The sequence below is a fragment of the Salegentibacter sp. BDJ18 genome, assembly GCF_017579965.1.
Lineage (GTDB): Bacteria > Bacteroidota > Bacteroidia > Flavobacteriales > Flavobacteriaceae > Salegentibacter.
The window spans coordinates 1-13,961 of record NZ_JAFLQX010000009.1 but is presented as its reverse complement, the minus strand read 5'-3'; the positions used below and the strand labels follow the sequence as shown (position 1 = coordinate 13,961).

General features: G+C 37.8%; 14 protein-coding genes. 4 read left to right on the top strand and 10 right to left on the bottom strand.

All coding sequences use genetic code 11. The annotated features are described in order from the left end of the window. The 4 genes from J0871_RS06620 to J0871_RS06605 all read right to left on the bottom strand — a co-directional run. Positions 1–703: transketolase (locus tag J0871_RS06620; RefSeq protein WP_208224336.1), on the bottom strand; the 703-nt coding region annotated here is incomplete at its 3' end. Further along, positions 704–1,360, bottom strand: coding sequence for a fructose-6-phosphate aldolase (gene fsa / locus J0871_RS06615; protein ID WP_075325786.1), 657 nt, complete (start codon positions 1,358–1,360; stop codon positions 704–706). It abuts the gene before it with no gap. 17 nt (positions 1,361–1,377) lie between these two features. Then, positions 1,378–3,324, bottom strand: coding sequence for a sialate O-acetylesterase (locus tag J0871_RS06610; RefSeq protein WP_208224334.1), 1,947 nt, complete (start codon positions 3,322–3,324; stop codon positions 1,378–1,380). Between the two features lie 33 nt (positions 3,325–3,357). Next, positions 3,358–4,077, bottom strand: coding sequence for an NUDIX domain-containing protein (locus J0871_RS06605; RefSeq protein ID WP_208224332.1), 720 nt, complete (start codon positions 4,075–4,077; stop codon positions 3,358–3,360). Between the two features lie 146 nt (positions 4,078–4,223). Here J0871_RS06605 and J0871_RS06600 point away from each other — a divergent pair, with 146 nt between their 5' ends. From J0871_RS06600 to xylA, 3 genes are read left to right on the top strand one after another with little or no spacing between them, the layout of a single operon-like run. Then, positions 4,224–5,822: a sugar porter family MFS transporter gene (locus J0871_RS06600; protein ID WP_208224330.1), complete on the top strand. Its 1,599-nt coding sequence runs from the start codon at positions 4,224–4,226 to the stop codon at positions 5,820–5,822. Between the two features lie 20 nt (positions 5,823–5,842). Then, positions 5,843–7,336 (top strand): FGGY family carbohydrate kinase, encoded by a 1,494-nt coding sequence (locus J0871_RS06595; protein ID WP_208224328.1) that lies wholly within the window; start codon positions 5,843–5,845, stop codon positions 7,334–7,336. A gap of 5 nt (positions 7,337–7,341) precedes the next feature. After that, positions 7,342–8,658 (top strand): xylose isomerase, encoded by a 1,317-nt coding sequence (xylA, locus tag J0871_RS06590; protein ID WP_093303482.1) that lies wholly within the window; start codon positions 7,342–7,344, stop codon positions 8,656–8,658. A gap of 143 nt (positions 8,659–8,801) precedes the next feature. On the opposite strand, the gene J0871_RS06585 is transcribed toward xylA, so the two are convergent. From J0871_RS06585 to J0871_RS06560, 6 genes are all read right to left on the bottom strand, one after another. Further along, positions 8,802–8,978, bottom strand: a complete 177-nt coding sequence (locus J0871_RS06585; RefSeq protein WP_075325781.1) for a histone H1 — start codon at positions 8,976–8,978, stop codon at positions 8,802–8,804. A gap of 288 nt (positions 8,979–9,266) precedes the next feature. Further along, positions 9,267–9,944 carry a type 1 glutamine amidotransferase domain-containing protein gene (locus J0871_RS06580; RefSeq protein WP_075327897.1) on the bottom strand — a complete coding sequence of 226 codons (678 nt, stop codon included), beginning with the start codon at positions 9,942–9,944 and terminating at the stop codon, positions 9,267–9,269. 42 nt (positions 9,945–9,986) lie between these two features. Then, positions 9,987–10,619 (bottom strand): SDR family oxidoreductase, encoded by a 633-nt coding sequence (locus J0871_RS06575; RefSeq protein WP_208224326.1) that lies wholly within the window; start codon positions 10,617–10,619, stop codon positions 9,987–9,989. Positions 10,620–10,664: 45 nt separating this feature from the next. Further along, positions 10,665–11,648, bottom strand: a complete 984-nt coding sequence (locus J0871_RS06570) for an NADP-dependent oxidoreductase (protein WP_075325779.1) — start codon at positions 11,646–11,648, stop codon at positions 10,665–10,667. Positions 11,649–11,787: 139 nt separating this feature from the next. Next, positions 11,788–12,243 (bottom strand): MarR family transcriptional regulator, encoded by a 456-nt coding sequence (locus J0871_RS06565; RefSeq protein WP_075325778.1) that lies wholly within the window; start codon positions 12,241–12,243, stop codon positions 11,788–11,790. Position 12,244: 1 nt separating this feature from the next. Continuing rightward, entirely contained in the window at positions 12,245–12,673 is a 429-nt protein-coding gene (locus J0871_RS06560) for a DoxX family membrane protein (protein WP_208224324.1), read from the bottom strand. A gap of 241 nt (positions 12,674–12,914) precedes the next feature. On the opposite strand from J0871_RS06560, the gene istA reads away from it, so the two are divergent. Further along, positions 12,915–13,874 (top strand): IS21 family transposase, encoded by a 960-nt coding sequence (gene istA, locus J0871_RS06555; protein ID WP_346014333.1) that lies wholly within the window; start codon positions 12,915–12,917, stop codon positions 13,872–13,874. Positions 13,875–13,961 lie beyond the last annotated feature (87 nt).

The window sequence follows — 13,961 nt, the reverse complement described above, 5'->3', positions numbered from 1 at the left end:
TTCCTTTTCCGGTACGGGATTTGGCTTCGGTTAATCCATCGATTACCTGTTGCATATCGTTACCATCTTCAATCTCCATTACATCCCAACCAAAAGCTTCAAATTTAGCTTTTAGGTTACCCATTGGCAAAACGGTTTCTGTGCTTCCGTCTATCTGCTGGCCGTTAAGGTCTACCGTGGCAATAATATTATCTACTTTATTTCCGGCAGCATACATAATGGCTTCCCAGTTTTGCCCTTCCTGTAATTCACCATCTCCGTGAAGGGAAAATACCAGGTGGTTATCTTTATTCAGTTTTTTAGCCTGAGCAGCTCCAAGAGCAACCGACATTCCCTGGCCCAGGGAACCTGAAGCTACACGAATTCCCGGTAGGCCTTCGTGCGTTGTAGGATGACCCTGTAACCTGGAATCTATAAGTCGGAAAGTATTTAATTCATCTACAGGGAAATAACCGCTACGGGCTAAAACGCTATAGAAAACCGGTGAAATATGACCGTTGGAAAGGAAGAAAAGGTCTTCGTCTTTCCCGTCCATATTAAACTCGGGTTTGTGTTCCATAATTCCGCCCTGGTACAAAGCGGTGAAAAATTCTGTGCAACCAAGCGAACCTCCCGGGTGTCCCGAATTCACCTTGTGAACCTGCCTTAAAATATCCCGGCGTACCTGGGTGGCAAAATCTTCTAATTTTTTAATTTCCATAATCTATACATTAAATGATTTAGCGTCTTCTAAAAATTTCGCAAGTCCGCTATCGGTAAGTGGGTGTTTCAATAAGCCATCTATAGAAGATAGTGGTCCTGTCATAACATCGGCACCAAGTTTTGCACAGTTAATTACGTGCATAGTGTGGCGAATTGATGCTGCAAGAATTTCAGTTTCAAATCCGTAATTATCATAGATAAGTCGGATATCTGCTATCAGGTCTAACCCATCGGTAGAAATATCATCAAGCCTTCCCAGGAAAGGTGAAACATAAGTTGCTCCAGCTTTTGCTGCAAGCAAAGCCTGCCCGGCTGAAAATACTAACGTACAATTGGTTTTTATTCCTTTATCTGAAAAGTATTTTATGGCTTTTACACCTTCCTTAATCATAGGAACTTTTACAATAATCTGTTTGTGCAATTTCGCCAGTTCTTCCCCTTCACGCACAATTCCATCAAAATCTGTTGCTACCACTTCGGCAGAAACATCTCCATCTACAATTTCGCAAATATCCAGGTAATGCTGAAGAATATTATCCTTTCCGGTAATACCTTCTTTTGCCATTAAAGACGGATTTGTTGTTACTCCATCTAAAACGCCCAGATCCTGCGCTTCTTTAATCTGATCTAAATTTGCTGTATCAATAAAAAATTTCATCTCAAGTTTAGTTTTAATTATTTTTCTTTAGTTAATTCTATTTCAAATGGGACAGCCGGTAAATCTTCCTGGTTATAAAGATTGGCGTTCCCGGGATTATTAGCCCAGGCATATCTTACTACACCCGGATTTTTAATTTTAGTATTATAAATTTTCAAAGTATTATCACCTATTACCTCAGCTTTGGCTTTATAAAAAGTCTTACCATCTTCTGAAATTGTAAAACCGGTAGGTTGATCTCCGTTTTTAATCTTCCAGCCTGATTTTAAATTCTCAAAATTGACTAAAACAGCTCCATTTTTAATTTCCCAGGCTGAAGGTGCTGGACCGGAACTAACAATATCTTCATCATATATTAGTTTTCGAGCTTCCAGCGCTAATCTATTCCCTACGTCCTTTTTATTTAACGGGTGAATATCGTTCCATTCCCCAAGGTCTATAGTTACGGCCATCCCGGTATTAGGAACATTCAGGTTTGTATTTCGTTGAACTTCTCTCATTTTAGCCCAGCTACTTTCTTGTGGCTCTGTGGATTCTTCCATAAAATTTGGCAGTTGCACCAAAAGAAATGGCAAATCGGAATCCTCAAAGTGCTTACGCCAACTTTTTATCATTTTCGGAAATGTTTCCGAATAAAGATCTGGATCATCAGTATCAGATTCTCCCTGATACCATAGAACCCCTTTCAATTCGAAATTTGTTAAAGGAGCTATCATTGCATTAAAAAGTCCACCAGATTTCCACCTAATAAAGGTTTGTCCCGGGGTATTTGGCATTGTAGCTGCCAGCTTAAACTTCCAGGTTCCATCAATATCCAGTGTATCTTTATCTACAATTAAATGATAAGGTTTATCTTTTATAAAACCTGTAGGGCCGCCATTATTTACCAAACGAACTACAATTTCATTCTCTCCTTCTTTTAATAATTTTGAATGAAACTTATATTTCCTGGGCGGATATTGATAACCAGTATGCCCCACCTGCTTTCCGTTTACGTAGGCATAATCCATATCCACTAATCTTCCCAAATGTAATTTTACAGTATCAGAATCAGGTAATTGGGAAATATTTACAGTTTTTGAAAACCAGGCCACTCCGGCGCTATTATTTCTATTTTCTGCTGAAACAAAACCCGGAATTTCAATCTCCTTCCAGGATGTTTTATCAACATCAGTCTTAAACCATTCTTCTTGTAAACCGGTATCTTTTTTATCTAAATCTCCATACCAATTATTAATTGCTTTTTGTTCAGCATTCACAACTGAATCTAAAAAAGCCTGATTCCCCCATCTTAAATGTTCTTCGTAAAACTGCGGAAACTCTTTTAAAGCTTCTTTATCCATCCAGGCTGAAACCGGGGAACCTCCCAGCGCTGAATTGATAAGCCCAATAGGCACTTCTTCTTTTTCATAGATCGCTTTGGCAAAAAAATAACCTACTCCAGAAAATTCAAGTATGTTTTCTTTATTTACCTCTTTCCAGGAACCGCCTGAAAGATCGTCACTTTTTCCCGTAAATTCATACTCATCAGGCACTTCAAATTGCCTGATTTTAGAATTATTGGCATTTTCTATTTCAGATGCATAGGTATCTGCCAACCTTCCCATTGGTAATTCCATATTGGATTGTCCGGAACACAAATACACATCTCCAAACAAAATATTTTTCACCTTCACCTTATTTGAGGCATTAAATGTCATAGTATAAGGACCTCCGGCTTTTTGAGCGGGAAGTTTAAGTTCCCATTTACCACTTTCATTGGCCTTTGCCGTAAAATTTTTACCCTGAAATTGTAGCGTTACTACTTCTCCATTGGCGGCCCAACCCCAAATTTTAAGCTCTGTATCTCTTTGGAGCACAACATTATCGCTTATTAATTTAGGCAATTTAATTTGTGCAAATGTATATCCTACACTTACAAAAAATAAAACTACAAATAATTTCTTTTTTAGATCCAGCCTCATAAAAATTTTTAAGTTTTAGCGATAATAAATAAGTTAGAATTCAAAATTAAATCCTTTACGGGTAAGGTTTTGGTAAATTTCTTCATCAAACCTATACAGTTTGGCTGCCCTATGTGAGACCCCGGTTTGTTTACCTCCCGCCTCCTGTAAAAGTTTCATTTTTAAAAATTTTCTTCTAAAATTACTTTTATCCATTTCAACATCTAATATTTCAGTATAAAGTTGCATCAGCTGGAGCAAAGTGAATTTTTCCGGAAGTAAATTAAATCCAATAGGGGCGCGTTTTACTTTTCCGCGTAGACGGTTTAAACTGGACTGCAAAATTTCATTATGATCGTAAATAAGATCGGGAATATCTTTTATTCTGTACCATTTTGCTTCTGAAGCGGTAAAACCGGCCTTAACCTTAAAATCTTCTCTATTTATTAAAGCGTAATAGCCTACGGTTATTACCCGTCCCAGCGGAAATCGGTCTGGCTTACCAAAGGTTTTAACCTGTTCCAGGTAAATATCTTTTACCCCGGTTAATTCTGAAAGCAGCCTATCGGCAGCCACATCTATATCTTCTTCCTTTTTAATCCAACCACCGGGAAGACCCCATTTTCCTTTACTAATACCTTCGCCGTGTTGTACCAGTAAAACTTCCAGGTAGCCTTTTTCAAAACTAAATACACAACAGTCAATCGTTATGGAACTCATAACTTCTGCTGCAGAAAGATCATTTGTAGGTAAAAATGGCAAAGGGTTTTTCATAAGTGTATACAATAGGTATCTTTATAAAGATATAGACAATTTTTAGGCTTTATTTTTACTATCCTACTTTAATTAAGCCTTGTAAATTGCTAATATAAAAAAAAATAACTATACTTGTAGTCAAATAAACCATAAGACATCTGTAAATGGCAAAATTAAATAAGAGTGGTATTGTTTTAATCACCATAGTAGCAAGTCTTGGAGGCTTATTATTTGGGTATGATACGGCAGTAATTTCTGGAGCCGTAGGTGCTCTTGAAAATTATTTTATTGGAGCATTAGAAACTGATAAAGACCTTGCAATAGCTGCTATTTTTCAGTTTAAAGTAATTATTAGTATTTGTGTGCTGGCGCTTGTAGTTTTATTCAGCTCATTTCTACTCAAATTTTTCAGTAAATCAAAAGCCTATCTTATTATTGGGCTTTTTGTGCTTATAGGAGGAGCAGTTTACTACTTTCAATTTTTAACGCTGCCAGGGGTTTTAACCGAAAATTTAAAAAATTCCATCCTTGGGTTTATGGTAAGTAGTGCGCTTGTGGGATGTATTATTGGAGCCTCACTTGGAGATAACGTTGCAAATTCCATAGGAAGGCGAAACGGACTACTTATAGCGGCTATGCTGTTTGTACTTTCTGCAATAGGCTCAGCCTACCCCGATACTATGAATATCTTCTTTGGAGATTCACTTTCAGCTTTTATTGTTTATAGAATTATAGGAGGAATGGGAGTTGGTTTGGCAAGTATGCTGGCACCGCTTTATATTGCTGAAATGGCACCGCCAAAAATACGCGGAAAACTGGTTAGTTTTTACCAGTTAGCTATTGTGAGCGGGATGATGGTGGTTTATTTTGTAAACTACTTTATTGTCCAGGGGCAAACCGAAAGCTGGATAAACACTTCTGGCTGGAGATATATGTTCCTTTCTGAAGGAATTCCCGCTACTATTTTCTTCCTGGCCTTACTTTTAGTGCCTAAAACCCCAAGGTTCCAGGTAATGAAAGGCAATGAAAAGGATGCCCTTAAAGTTCTTTCTAATTTAAATGGCCCCGAAAAAGCACCGGGTGTGTTAGAAGAAATTAAAAAGTCTTTTGGCAAGAAAAAGGCCCACTGGCTTTATTTTGGCGGAACCGTGGTTGTAATTGGTTTACTCTTATCTATTTTTCAACAATTTGTGGGTATAAACGTGGTACTATACTACGCGCCCGAAATTTTTAGAGGAATGGGCATGGAAACCGATGCTTCTATGCTGCAAACCATAATTGTTGGTGCCATTAATATGATCTTCACAGTAGTGGCAATTTCTACCGTAGACAAGTTTGGCCGTAAAAAATTAATGATGATTGGTAGTGCTGTTATGGCGCTGAGTATGATTGGCCTTGGATTCGCACTTTACCTTGAAACCACAGGAATTACGGCGCTAATGTTTATGCTTTTCTACATCGCAGCCTTCGCTATGTCCTGGGGTCCTGTAGTTTGGGTATTATTATCTGAAATTTTCCCAAATTCAATAAAAGGAGTTATGGCAGTAGCTGTAGCCGTGCAATGGCTTGCTAACCTGGTGGTATCGTGGACATTCCCAATGATGAATAATAATTCAGATTTGGTAGCGATGTTCAACAATGGTTTTCCATACTGGATCTACGGAATAATGGCGATCCTTTCTGGCTTGTTTATATGGAAATTCGTACCGGAAACCAAAGAGAAAACACTTGAGGAAATGGAAAACATTTGGATCTCAAAATAAAATAAATCAAGAATTAACGTATGTATTTTTTAGGAATAGATTTAGGAAGTTCTTCAATCAAATTATCGGTACTCGATGCTGAAAAAGGGACAACTATAGCCTCGGCTAAAGTTCCCGAATTTGAAATGGAGATCGCCGCCCCACAATTTGGCTGGGCCGAACAAAATCCAGAAGATTGGTGGGAAAATGTAAAGAAAGGATTTAGCATTCTTAGAGATAAAAAAGGCGTAGACCTTAAAAAAATTAAAGGAATTGGTATCGCCTACCAAATGCATGGGCTCGTTTTAACCGATGATAAACTTAACCCGGTAAGGCCTTCAATTATTTGGTGCGACAGTCGCGCCGTAGAAATAGGAGATGAAGCCTATAAAGCCATTGGTGAAGAAATTAGTAAAAATCAGATTTTGGGTAGCCCGGGGAATTTTACTGCATCTAAACTGAAATGGGTAAAAGAAAATGAACCCGAAAACTTCAAGAAAGCTTCTATTATGATGTTGCCGGGAGATTATATCGCGGCAAAACTTTCTGAAACTCCTCAAATAAGCACTTCAGGTTTATCTGAAGCCGCTTTATGGGATTTCTCTAAAGGAAAATTAGCCACTGAAGTTTTGGATAAAATGGGACTTTCAGAAGATTTTATCCCAGAAATTGTTCCGAGCTTTGGAGATCAGGCCACGGTAAGTTCAGCTATTGCAAATGAACTTGGACTTGATCCCGACACAAAAATCAATTACAGGGCCGGAGACCAACCCAACAATGCATTTTCGCTTAACGCTTTAAAGCCGGGAGACATTGCTACAACAGCAGGAACTTCAGCAGTGATGTACGCCGTGAGTGCTGAAAACACGTTTGATCCAGAAAGCCGGGTAAACACCTTTCTACACGTAAATAATACCGAAAAAGCTAAACACAACGGAGTTCTTTTATGCATCAACGGTTCAGGAATTCTTTACCAATGGTTACGTAAAATAATTTCAGTGGGCAGGGAAGAACTTATTCCCTATGAAAAATTAAACGAAGAAGCTGCTAAGGTAGAACCAGGAAGTAAAGGTCTTCGCTTCTACCCTTTTGGAAATGGTGTAGAACGAATTTTCAGCAATAAAGAAGTAAATTCTGGTATAGAGAATCTTAATTATAACATTCACCAACCGGCTCATCTTATAAGATCTGCTTGCGAAGGAATTGTTTTTGCTATGAACTACGGTTTTGAGGTAATGCAATCTATAGGTGTGGAAGGAAAAGTGGTAAGAGCCGGGAAAGACAATCTTTTTTTAAGTCCGGTTTTTAGAGAAATTTTTGTCAATACCACCCAAACTACTTTAGAACTTTATAATACATCTGGTGCAGAAGGTGCTGCCCGTGGTGCCGCGGTAGGTTATGGATTTTATAAAGAATTTGACGACGCATTTACAAGTTTAAAATGCCTGGAAAGAATGGAGCCTGATCCCAAATTAAGTAAGCAGTACCAGGAGATTTACCAGGAATGGAAACAGAATATTAAAATTAAAGAATAATAATTATGAGTAACAACAAATTTTTTAAAGGAATAGATAAAATTCAATTTGAAGGCAGGGATAGTAAAAACCCTTTAGCCTACAAGTGGTACGACGAAAATAAAACAGTAGCCGGAAAAACACTTAAAGAGCATTTAAGGTTTGCGGTGGCTTACTGGCATACCTTCAACAATAAAGGTGGAGATCCTTTTGGAGCTGAAACTGAAACTTTTGAATGGGACAAAAAGGAAAATGTAATAGATCGTGCCAAAGATAAAATGGATGCGGCTTTTGAATTTATTGAAAAACTTGGAATTCCTTATTACTGTTTTCACGATATAGATGTGGTAGACGATTGTTCTTCGCTTTCTGAATTTGAAAAGCGTATGGAAACTATGGTAGACTATGCTAAACAAAAGCAACAGGAAACCGGGATTAAACTTCTTTGGGGAACTTCCAACCTGTTTAGCGATCCTCGCTATATGAATGGAGCTTCTACTAACCCAGATTTTAATGTAGTTGCTCGTGCAAGCGCTCAGGCAAAAATAGCAATAGATGCTACCATTGCCTTAAATGGTGAGAATTATGTATTCTGGGGAGGCCGTGAAGGTTATATGAGCCTTTTAAATACCGATATGAAGCGTGAGCAGGATCACTTAGCACAATTTCTTACTACTTGTCGTGATTATGCCCGTAAACAAGGTTTTAAAGGAAATTTCCTTATAGAACCAAAACCAATGGAGCCTACAAAACACCAGTACGATTATGATACCGCTACTTCTATAGGATTCCTAAAGAATTACGGACTGGAAAAAGATTTCAAAATAAACATTGAAGTAAACCACGCTACCCTTGCAGGCCACACTTTTCAGCACGAATTACAAACCGCAGTTGATGCCGGGATGTTAGGAAGTATTGATGCCAACCGTGGAGATTATCAAAATGGATGGGATACCGATCAATTTCCAATAGATGTTTATGAAATTACCGAAGCTATGTTAGTAATCCTTGAAGGAGGAGGAATTCAGGGTGGAGGAATCAATTTTGATGCGAAAGTAAGAAGGAATTCTACCGATCTTGAAGATAAATTTATAGCGCATATTGCCGGTATGGATGCTTTTGCACGCGGACTTATCGCTGCAGATAACGTATTACAAAACACCGATTACAAAAAGCTTAGAAAAGAGCGTTATGCATCTTTTGATAGCGGTAACGGAAGCAAATTTGAAAATGGAGATCTTTCTCTTGAAGAAATTAGCAAAATAGCTAAAGAGCTTGGCGAACCAAAACAAATAAGCGGCAAGCAAGAATTATACGAGCAAATTATTGCCAATTCTTATTAGGAATTCGGCTTAATTAAACTTTATAATAAATCCTTTGAAACTTGTTTTCAGGGGATTTTTTTGATTAATGAAGTTTTGAAATCAACTCCGTTTAAAGAATGTTTTTAAATCAAAAAAACCTCCTTTTCAGGAGGTTTTTTGTTTTACTTTTTTGATTCTGCAACGGAAACTTTTCGGAATTCTTTTAAAAGTTTTTCCAGTTCTAGAGAAGATTTTCTCGCTCTGGTACCGGCGCTTTTATTGCCAGACTCCAACTGCGCATTAGCTTCTGTTTGGAAATTTTCAAATGTAGATTGAATGTTTTCAACAAGTTCTTTCATGATAGTAGTTTTAAAATTTAAAACGCTAAAATAGCAGAATATTCCCCGGAGACCTCAATTTTAGGATATTTTTGCTGAAAATTTTTAAAGAAAATCACCTATAATCTTAAAGCAGGTCCCCTCACCAATATTTAATCTTCTATAACCCATTTTTTATCAAATAATTAGCCTACGAAAAGAATGTTTTAAAATATTGGGATAGATTTAGAAGGTTATATCAAATTAAAAGTTTCAAAAAAAAAACCTGCAATTTTTAAGATTGCAGGTTTCAAAGTAAGGGCGCTTAATTTACTGAAGCATCTCATACAACTTTTCAGCTGCTTTACTGGAAGATGCAGGATTTTGCCCGGTAATTAAATTCCCGTCCTTGAGGACATGAACTTCCCAGTCTCCAGACTTCGAATAAATTCCCCCATTTTCTTTCAGCATATCTTCTACTAGAAATGGAACTACCTCGGTTAACTGCACCGCTTCTTCTTCAGTATTTGTGAAACCGGTTACTTTTTTCCCTTTCACTAAAGGTTCCCCGTTTTCATTTTTTACGTTTTTAAGAGCTGCAGGTGCATGACATACTAAACCTATTGGTTTTTTCTGCTTATTAAAGGCTTCTATTAAAGCAATAGAAGTTTTATCTTCTGCAAGATCCCATAACGGGCCGTGACCCCCAGGATAGAATACCGCGTCAAATTCTTCCGCTTTAATTGTATCTAATTTTTTAGTATTCTCAATCACTTTTTGAGTTTCAGCATCTTTATAAAACCGCTTTGTATCTTCGGTTTGAGCATCTTCACTTTCACTGTTGGGATCTATTGGCGCTTTCCCTCCTTTTGGTGTAGCTACCGTAACATCCACTCCTTTATCTATTAAGTTGTAATAAGGTGCTGCGAATTCTTCAATCCAAAATCCTGTTTTTTGTCCTGTGTCTCCCAATCTGTCGTGAGAGGTTAATACAAATAGTACTTTCATATCTTTTATTTTTTCTTTATTCATTTAAATATTTGAAACTTCTTAACTACGCACTGCTTTCTCAATTGGAGTTCTTCCATCCAGAATTTCAAAAACCTGGTTATGCTTAACGTCGCTGTCCAGAACTTCAACAAGAGTGCGAGCAACGTTAGCCCGGGAAATACTCTCCTGTTCTTCTAATTTTTCTTTTAATTGAATTTCTCCTGAACCTTCTTCGTTAGTGAGAGCACCCGGTCTTACAATGGTATAATCCAAACCACTTTTACGCAAGTACTCGTCAGCATTTCCTTTTGCTTTTAGGTAGTCTTCCAAATCTTCACTAATACTGGGATTGTCTGCTCCCATAGAGCTAAGCATTACAAATTTTTCAACTCCTGCACGCTTAGCCGCATCTGTAAATTTTTTTGCTCCTTCCTGATCAACTCCTTCTACATTTTTTCCTTTAGAGCCGGCTGCAAAAATTGCTTTATCCACATTTTTAAAAGCATTGCTCAAATCTCCTTCTAAATCGGCCAGCACAGCAGCTACATTTTCTTTTTCAAAATGCTCTTTTTGCTCCTGCTTTCTCACCATCGCAATAGGTTGGTATTCACCTGATTTCTTTAATAAATCGATAATGATTCTTCCCGTGCTGCCGTTTGCACCGGCAACTAATACATTTTTCTTTTTACTCATAATCTTTTTCTTTTTTATTTATAATCTTAATTAATTTTAAGCAGCTTAGGATAAGCTAATAATTACTTTTCCTTCTGCCCTTCCCGTCGCCAGGTATTCATAGGCATCAATTCCATCCTCGAATTCATAAATAAGGTCTACTGTTGGCTTGATATTTCCCTCTTCTACCATTGTTTTGATTTCCTTCAACTGGGCAGCATTAGGCTGCATCCAGGTATGCTTATAGGCTATCGATTTTTCCTCAATAAGATTGGATAATTGTTCCGGTAATTTATAATCTGGTATCCCCATAATTTTGGCCGATTCTTCGTCTGGTGGACCTACGATTGAAGTTACAACTCCGCCTTTTTTAATTATTTTGAAGGCATCAAACGTATAATCATCTCCCAAAGTGTCAAAAACTATATCCAGGTTATTCGCAACTTCTTTGTAATCTTCTTCTTTATAATCTATCACCCGGTCGGCTCCAAGGGCTTTCACCCAATCTACATTTTTGCTACTGGTGGTGGTATAAACAATAGCTCCCTTTGCTTTGGCGTACTGAATGGCAAAACTCCCCACCCCACCGGAGCCGGCGTGAATAAGAATCCTGTCGTCTTCTTTTAGCCCTGCTTTTTCTAAAGCCTGGATTGCGGTGAGCCCTGTTAACGGTAATCCAGAAGCTTCTTCAAAAGATATATTTTCTGGCTTTTTAGCAACTTTATCAGCATTAATTGTAACAAATTCTGCTATGGTACCCATTTGTTCTTGTGGCACCCTGGCGTAAATTTCATCTCCGACCTCAAAACCAGTAACATCATTGCCTTTTTCCACAACCACGCCGCTAACATCAAAGCCAATGGTTACCGGTAGATTCAAATCAAGCAGTTCTTTTAAATGACCTTGTGCCATTTTATAATCAATAGGATTTAAGGAAGCAGCTTTGACTTCAACTAAAATATCATTTGATTGTATCGTTGGTTTTTCGATCTCATTAATCGATAAACTTTCTTTAATTTCTCCGTATTTTACTATCTGTAGTGCTTTCATATCTATTGTTTTTTATTCGATAATCGAGAGTTAGGTGTTTCAATATTTGCTTCGATTGAAAAAATAGATTTTCGAAACAAAATTCGAATACTCTCGTTATTCTCGATGTTAAAAATTTATTTATCAGTAAGTTACTATATTATTTATCATTTTGCCTGTCTAAAAGAATATCAGACCATTTATTCAGGGTATCCTTTAGAAGCATTATTTCTGTTAGGGTTACATCTTCCGTCAGTAAAGTATTTAGAAGTTTCTCTGGAATTGGAATCGCAGTATTTTTTAGCTTTTTTCCTTTTTCCGTAAGCTGAATAAATACACTTCTTTCATCTTTATTAGAGCGTTTGCGCTGCAGCAAATCCATTTTCTCCATCCGTTTAATAAGCGGGGAAAGGGTATTGGTGTTTAGCAATAATTTTTCTCCAATTTTATTCATCGCTATATTATCGTTTTCCCACAATACCAATAAAACCAAATACTGAGGATAAGTTAAACCCATTTCTTCCAGGAAGGGCTTATAAGCTTTCGTTATTAGTCTGGAAACCGAATAAATAGGAAAACAGATCTGGTTGTTCAATTTAAGTTGCTGATTGTCCATACTATTTATTTTTTGAGTTTCTCCAGGCTCTCCACGCGCCAGATGACCAGAGTGCCCAGGCTATGAGCACCGGTTGAAAGAAAAGCCGTATTAATCTTGCCCTATCTGAATCTAAAGCGCCAAAAGCATCTTTTCCGTCTAAATACTGCGCAACGTTACCCGGAAAAACAAGAACAAAGAAAATCGCTAATGCCCAACCAATGGTAGCACGTTGCTTTTTCCAAAATAATAGAGCGAGGCCTAATGCCATCTCAACTAATCCAGATAAAATAACTACTAAATCTTTGCTTAACGGAAGCCAATCTGGCACCTGAGCCTGGAATTCTATTCTATTAAAGGTTAAGTGGCTAAAGCCTGCATACGTCATAAACAAGGCTAGTAAGATTCTAAAAATGTTTTGCGTTAGTGTTGTTTCAACGTTTCCTTTCATTCCTTATATTTTAATCGCACAAAATTAAATCGCGCACGATGCAAATGTAAAGAATTAGGTAAAAATAGAGGCCTTGATTAGCATAGTATTAACTTCTTGCCATTAGAGTTAGTGCAAAAAACGGTCATAGTATACCACCCTGGCCGGATTAAAGTGAACCACCTTGGCCGGGTCAAACTGAACCACTTTAGCCGGAGTAAAGTGAACCACTAAAAAATCGATTCTATTTGTAAGGAGCCAAATGTCTTTTTTTGTAAAAAAGACCATGGCCAATAAACAGATAGATATGCGAAAAGTAAAACAGATTTTTAAGTTGTACAGCCAGGGCGTCAGTAAACGCCAGATAAGTTCGAGCTTGGGGTTATCACGTAATACCATCACTAAATACATCGCCTTTTTTCAGCGTTACCAGTTTACAAGCTACGAGGTCTCTGCAATGACCCTTGAAGAGTTACACAAACTTTTTAAGTCAGATCAAAAGCCAAAGAGCGCTCAATTGTTGACCCTGGAGAAGTACTTTCCCTATTTTGATAAGGAATTGCGTAAGACGGGGGTAACCAGGCAACTGCTCTGGCAGGAGTATTATGCGAGACATCCTGATGGCTTTAAGTTATCCCAGTTTAAATACTGGTACCATCAATGGACTAAGGAGGTATCACCGGTGATGCACCTTACCCATAAGGCTGGCGATAAGCTGTTCATCGATTACACCGGTAAGAAACTTAGCATTGTAGATCGTCACACAGGAGAACTGCAAGATCTGGAAGTTTTTGTGTGCGTTCTGGGCAGTAGCCAATACACGTATGTGGAAGCCTCGCCAAGCCAGAAGAAAGAAGATTTTATACGTAGCGTTGAGAATGCACTTTGGTTTTATGGTGGGGTGCCCAATGCCCTGGTACCCGATAACCTGAAATCCGCCGTAACCAAGGGGAGTCGTTATGAACCCAAGGTCAACGAGACCTTCTCTGATTTTGCGGAATATTATGAAACCGCAGTATTGCCCACAAGAACATATAAACCCAGGGATAAGGCTATTGTAGAGAACGCTGTACGGATAATATATACCAGGGTATTTGCACCGCTACGCCACCAGACCTTCCATAGCGTACCCGAAATTAATAAGGCAATACTCGAACTTCTAAAAACACATAATGAAATGTCTGTATATATTAATATAATACTACCCCACATTTCAATTTAAAAGTATACCACTTATTACCAACTTGAACGTCCAACTAGAGACGTTCGGAAAATGATAAGCATGTATACAAAACAGGAAATAATATTA

Coding starts and splice junctions, on each gene's coding strand:
- fsa (WP_075325786.1), bottom strand. CDS start 1,360: ATGAAATTTTTTATTGATACAGCAAATTTAGATCAGATTAAAGAAGCG.
- J0871_RS06610 (WP_208224334.1), bottom strand. CDS start 3,324: ATGAGGCTGGATCTAAAAAAGAAATTATTTGTAGTTTTATTTTTTGTA.
- J0871_RS06605 (WP_208224332.1), bottom strand. CDS start 4,077: ATGAAAAACCCTTTGCCATTTTTACCTACAAATGATCTTTCTGCAGCA.
- J0871_RS06600 (WP_208224330.1), top strand. CDS start 4,224: ATGGCAAAATTAAATAAGAGTGGTATTGTTTTAATCACCATAGTAGCA.
- J0871_RS06595 (WP_208224328.1), top strand. CDS start 5,843: ATGTATTTTTTAGGAATAGATTTAGGAAGTTCTTCAATCAAATTATCG.
- xylA (WP_093303482.1), top strand. CDS start 7,342: ATGAGTAACAACAAATTTTTTAAAGGAATAGATAAAATTCAATTTGAA.
- J0871_RS06585 (WP_075325781.1), bottom strand. CDS start 8,978: ATGAAAGAACTTGTTGAAAACATTCAATCTACATTTGAAAATTTCCAA.
- J0871_RS06580 (WP_075327897.1), bottom strand. CDS start 9,944: ATGAAAGTACTATTTGTATTAACCTCTCACGACAGATTGGGAGACACA.
- J0871_RS06575 (WP_208224326.1), bottom strand. CDS start 10,619: ATGAGTAAAAAGAAAAATGTATTAGTTGCCGGTGCAAACGGCAGCACG.
- J0871_RS06570 (WP_075325779.1), bottom strand. CDS start 11,648: ATGAAAGCACTACAGATAGTAAAATACGGAGAAATTAAAGAAAGTTTA.
- J0871_RS06565 (WP_075325778.1), bottom strand. CDS start 12,243: ATGGACAATCAGCAACTTAAATTGAACAACCAGATCTGTTTTCCTATT.
- J0871_RS06560 (WP_208224324.1), bottom strand. CDS start 12,673: ATGAAAGGAAACGTTGAAACAACACTAACGCAAAACATTTTTAGAATC.
- istA (WP_346014333.1), top strand. CDS start 12,915: ATGTCTTTTTTTGTAAAAAAGACCATGGCCAATAAACAGATAGATATG.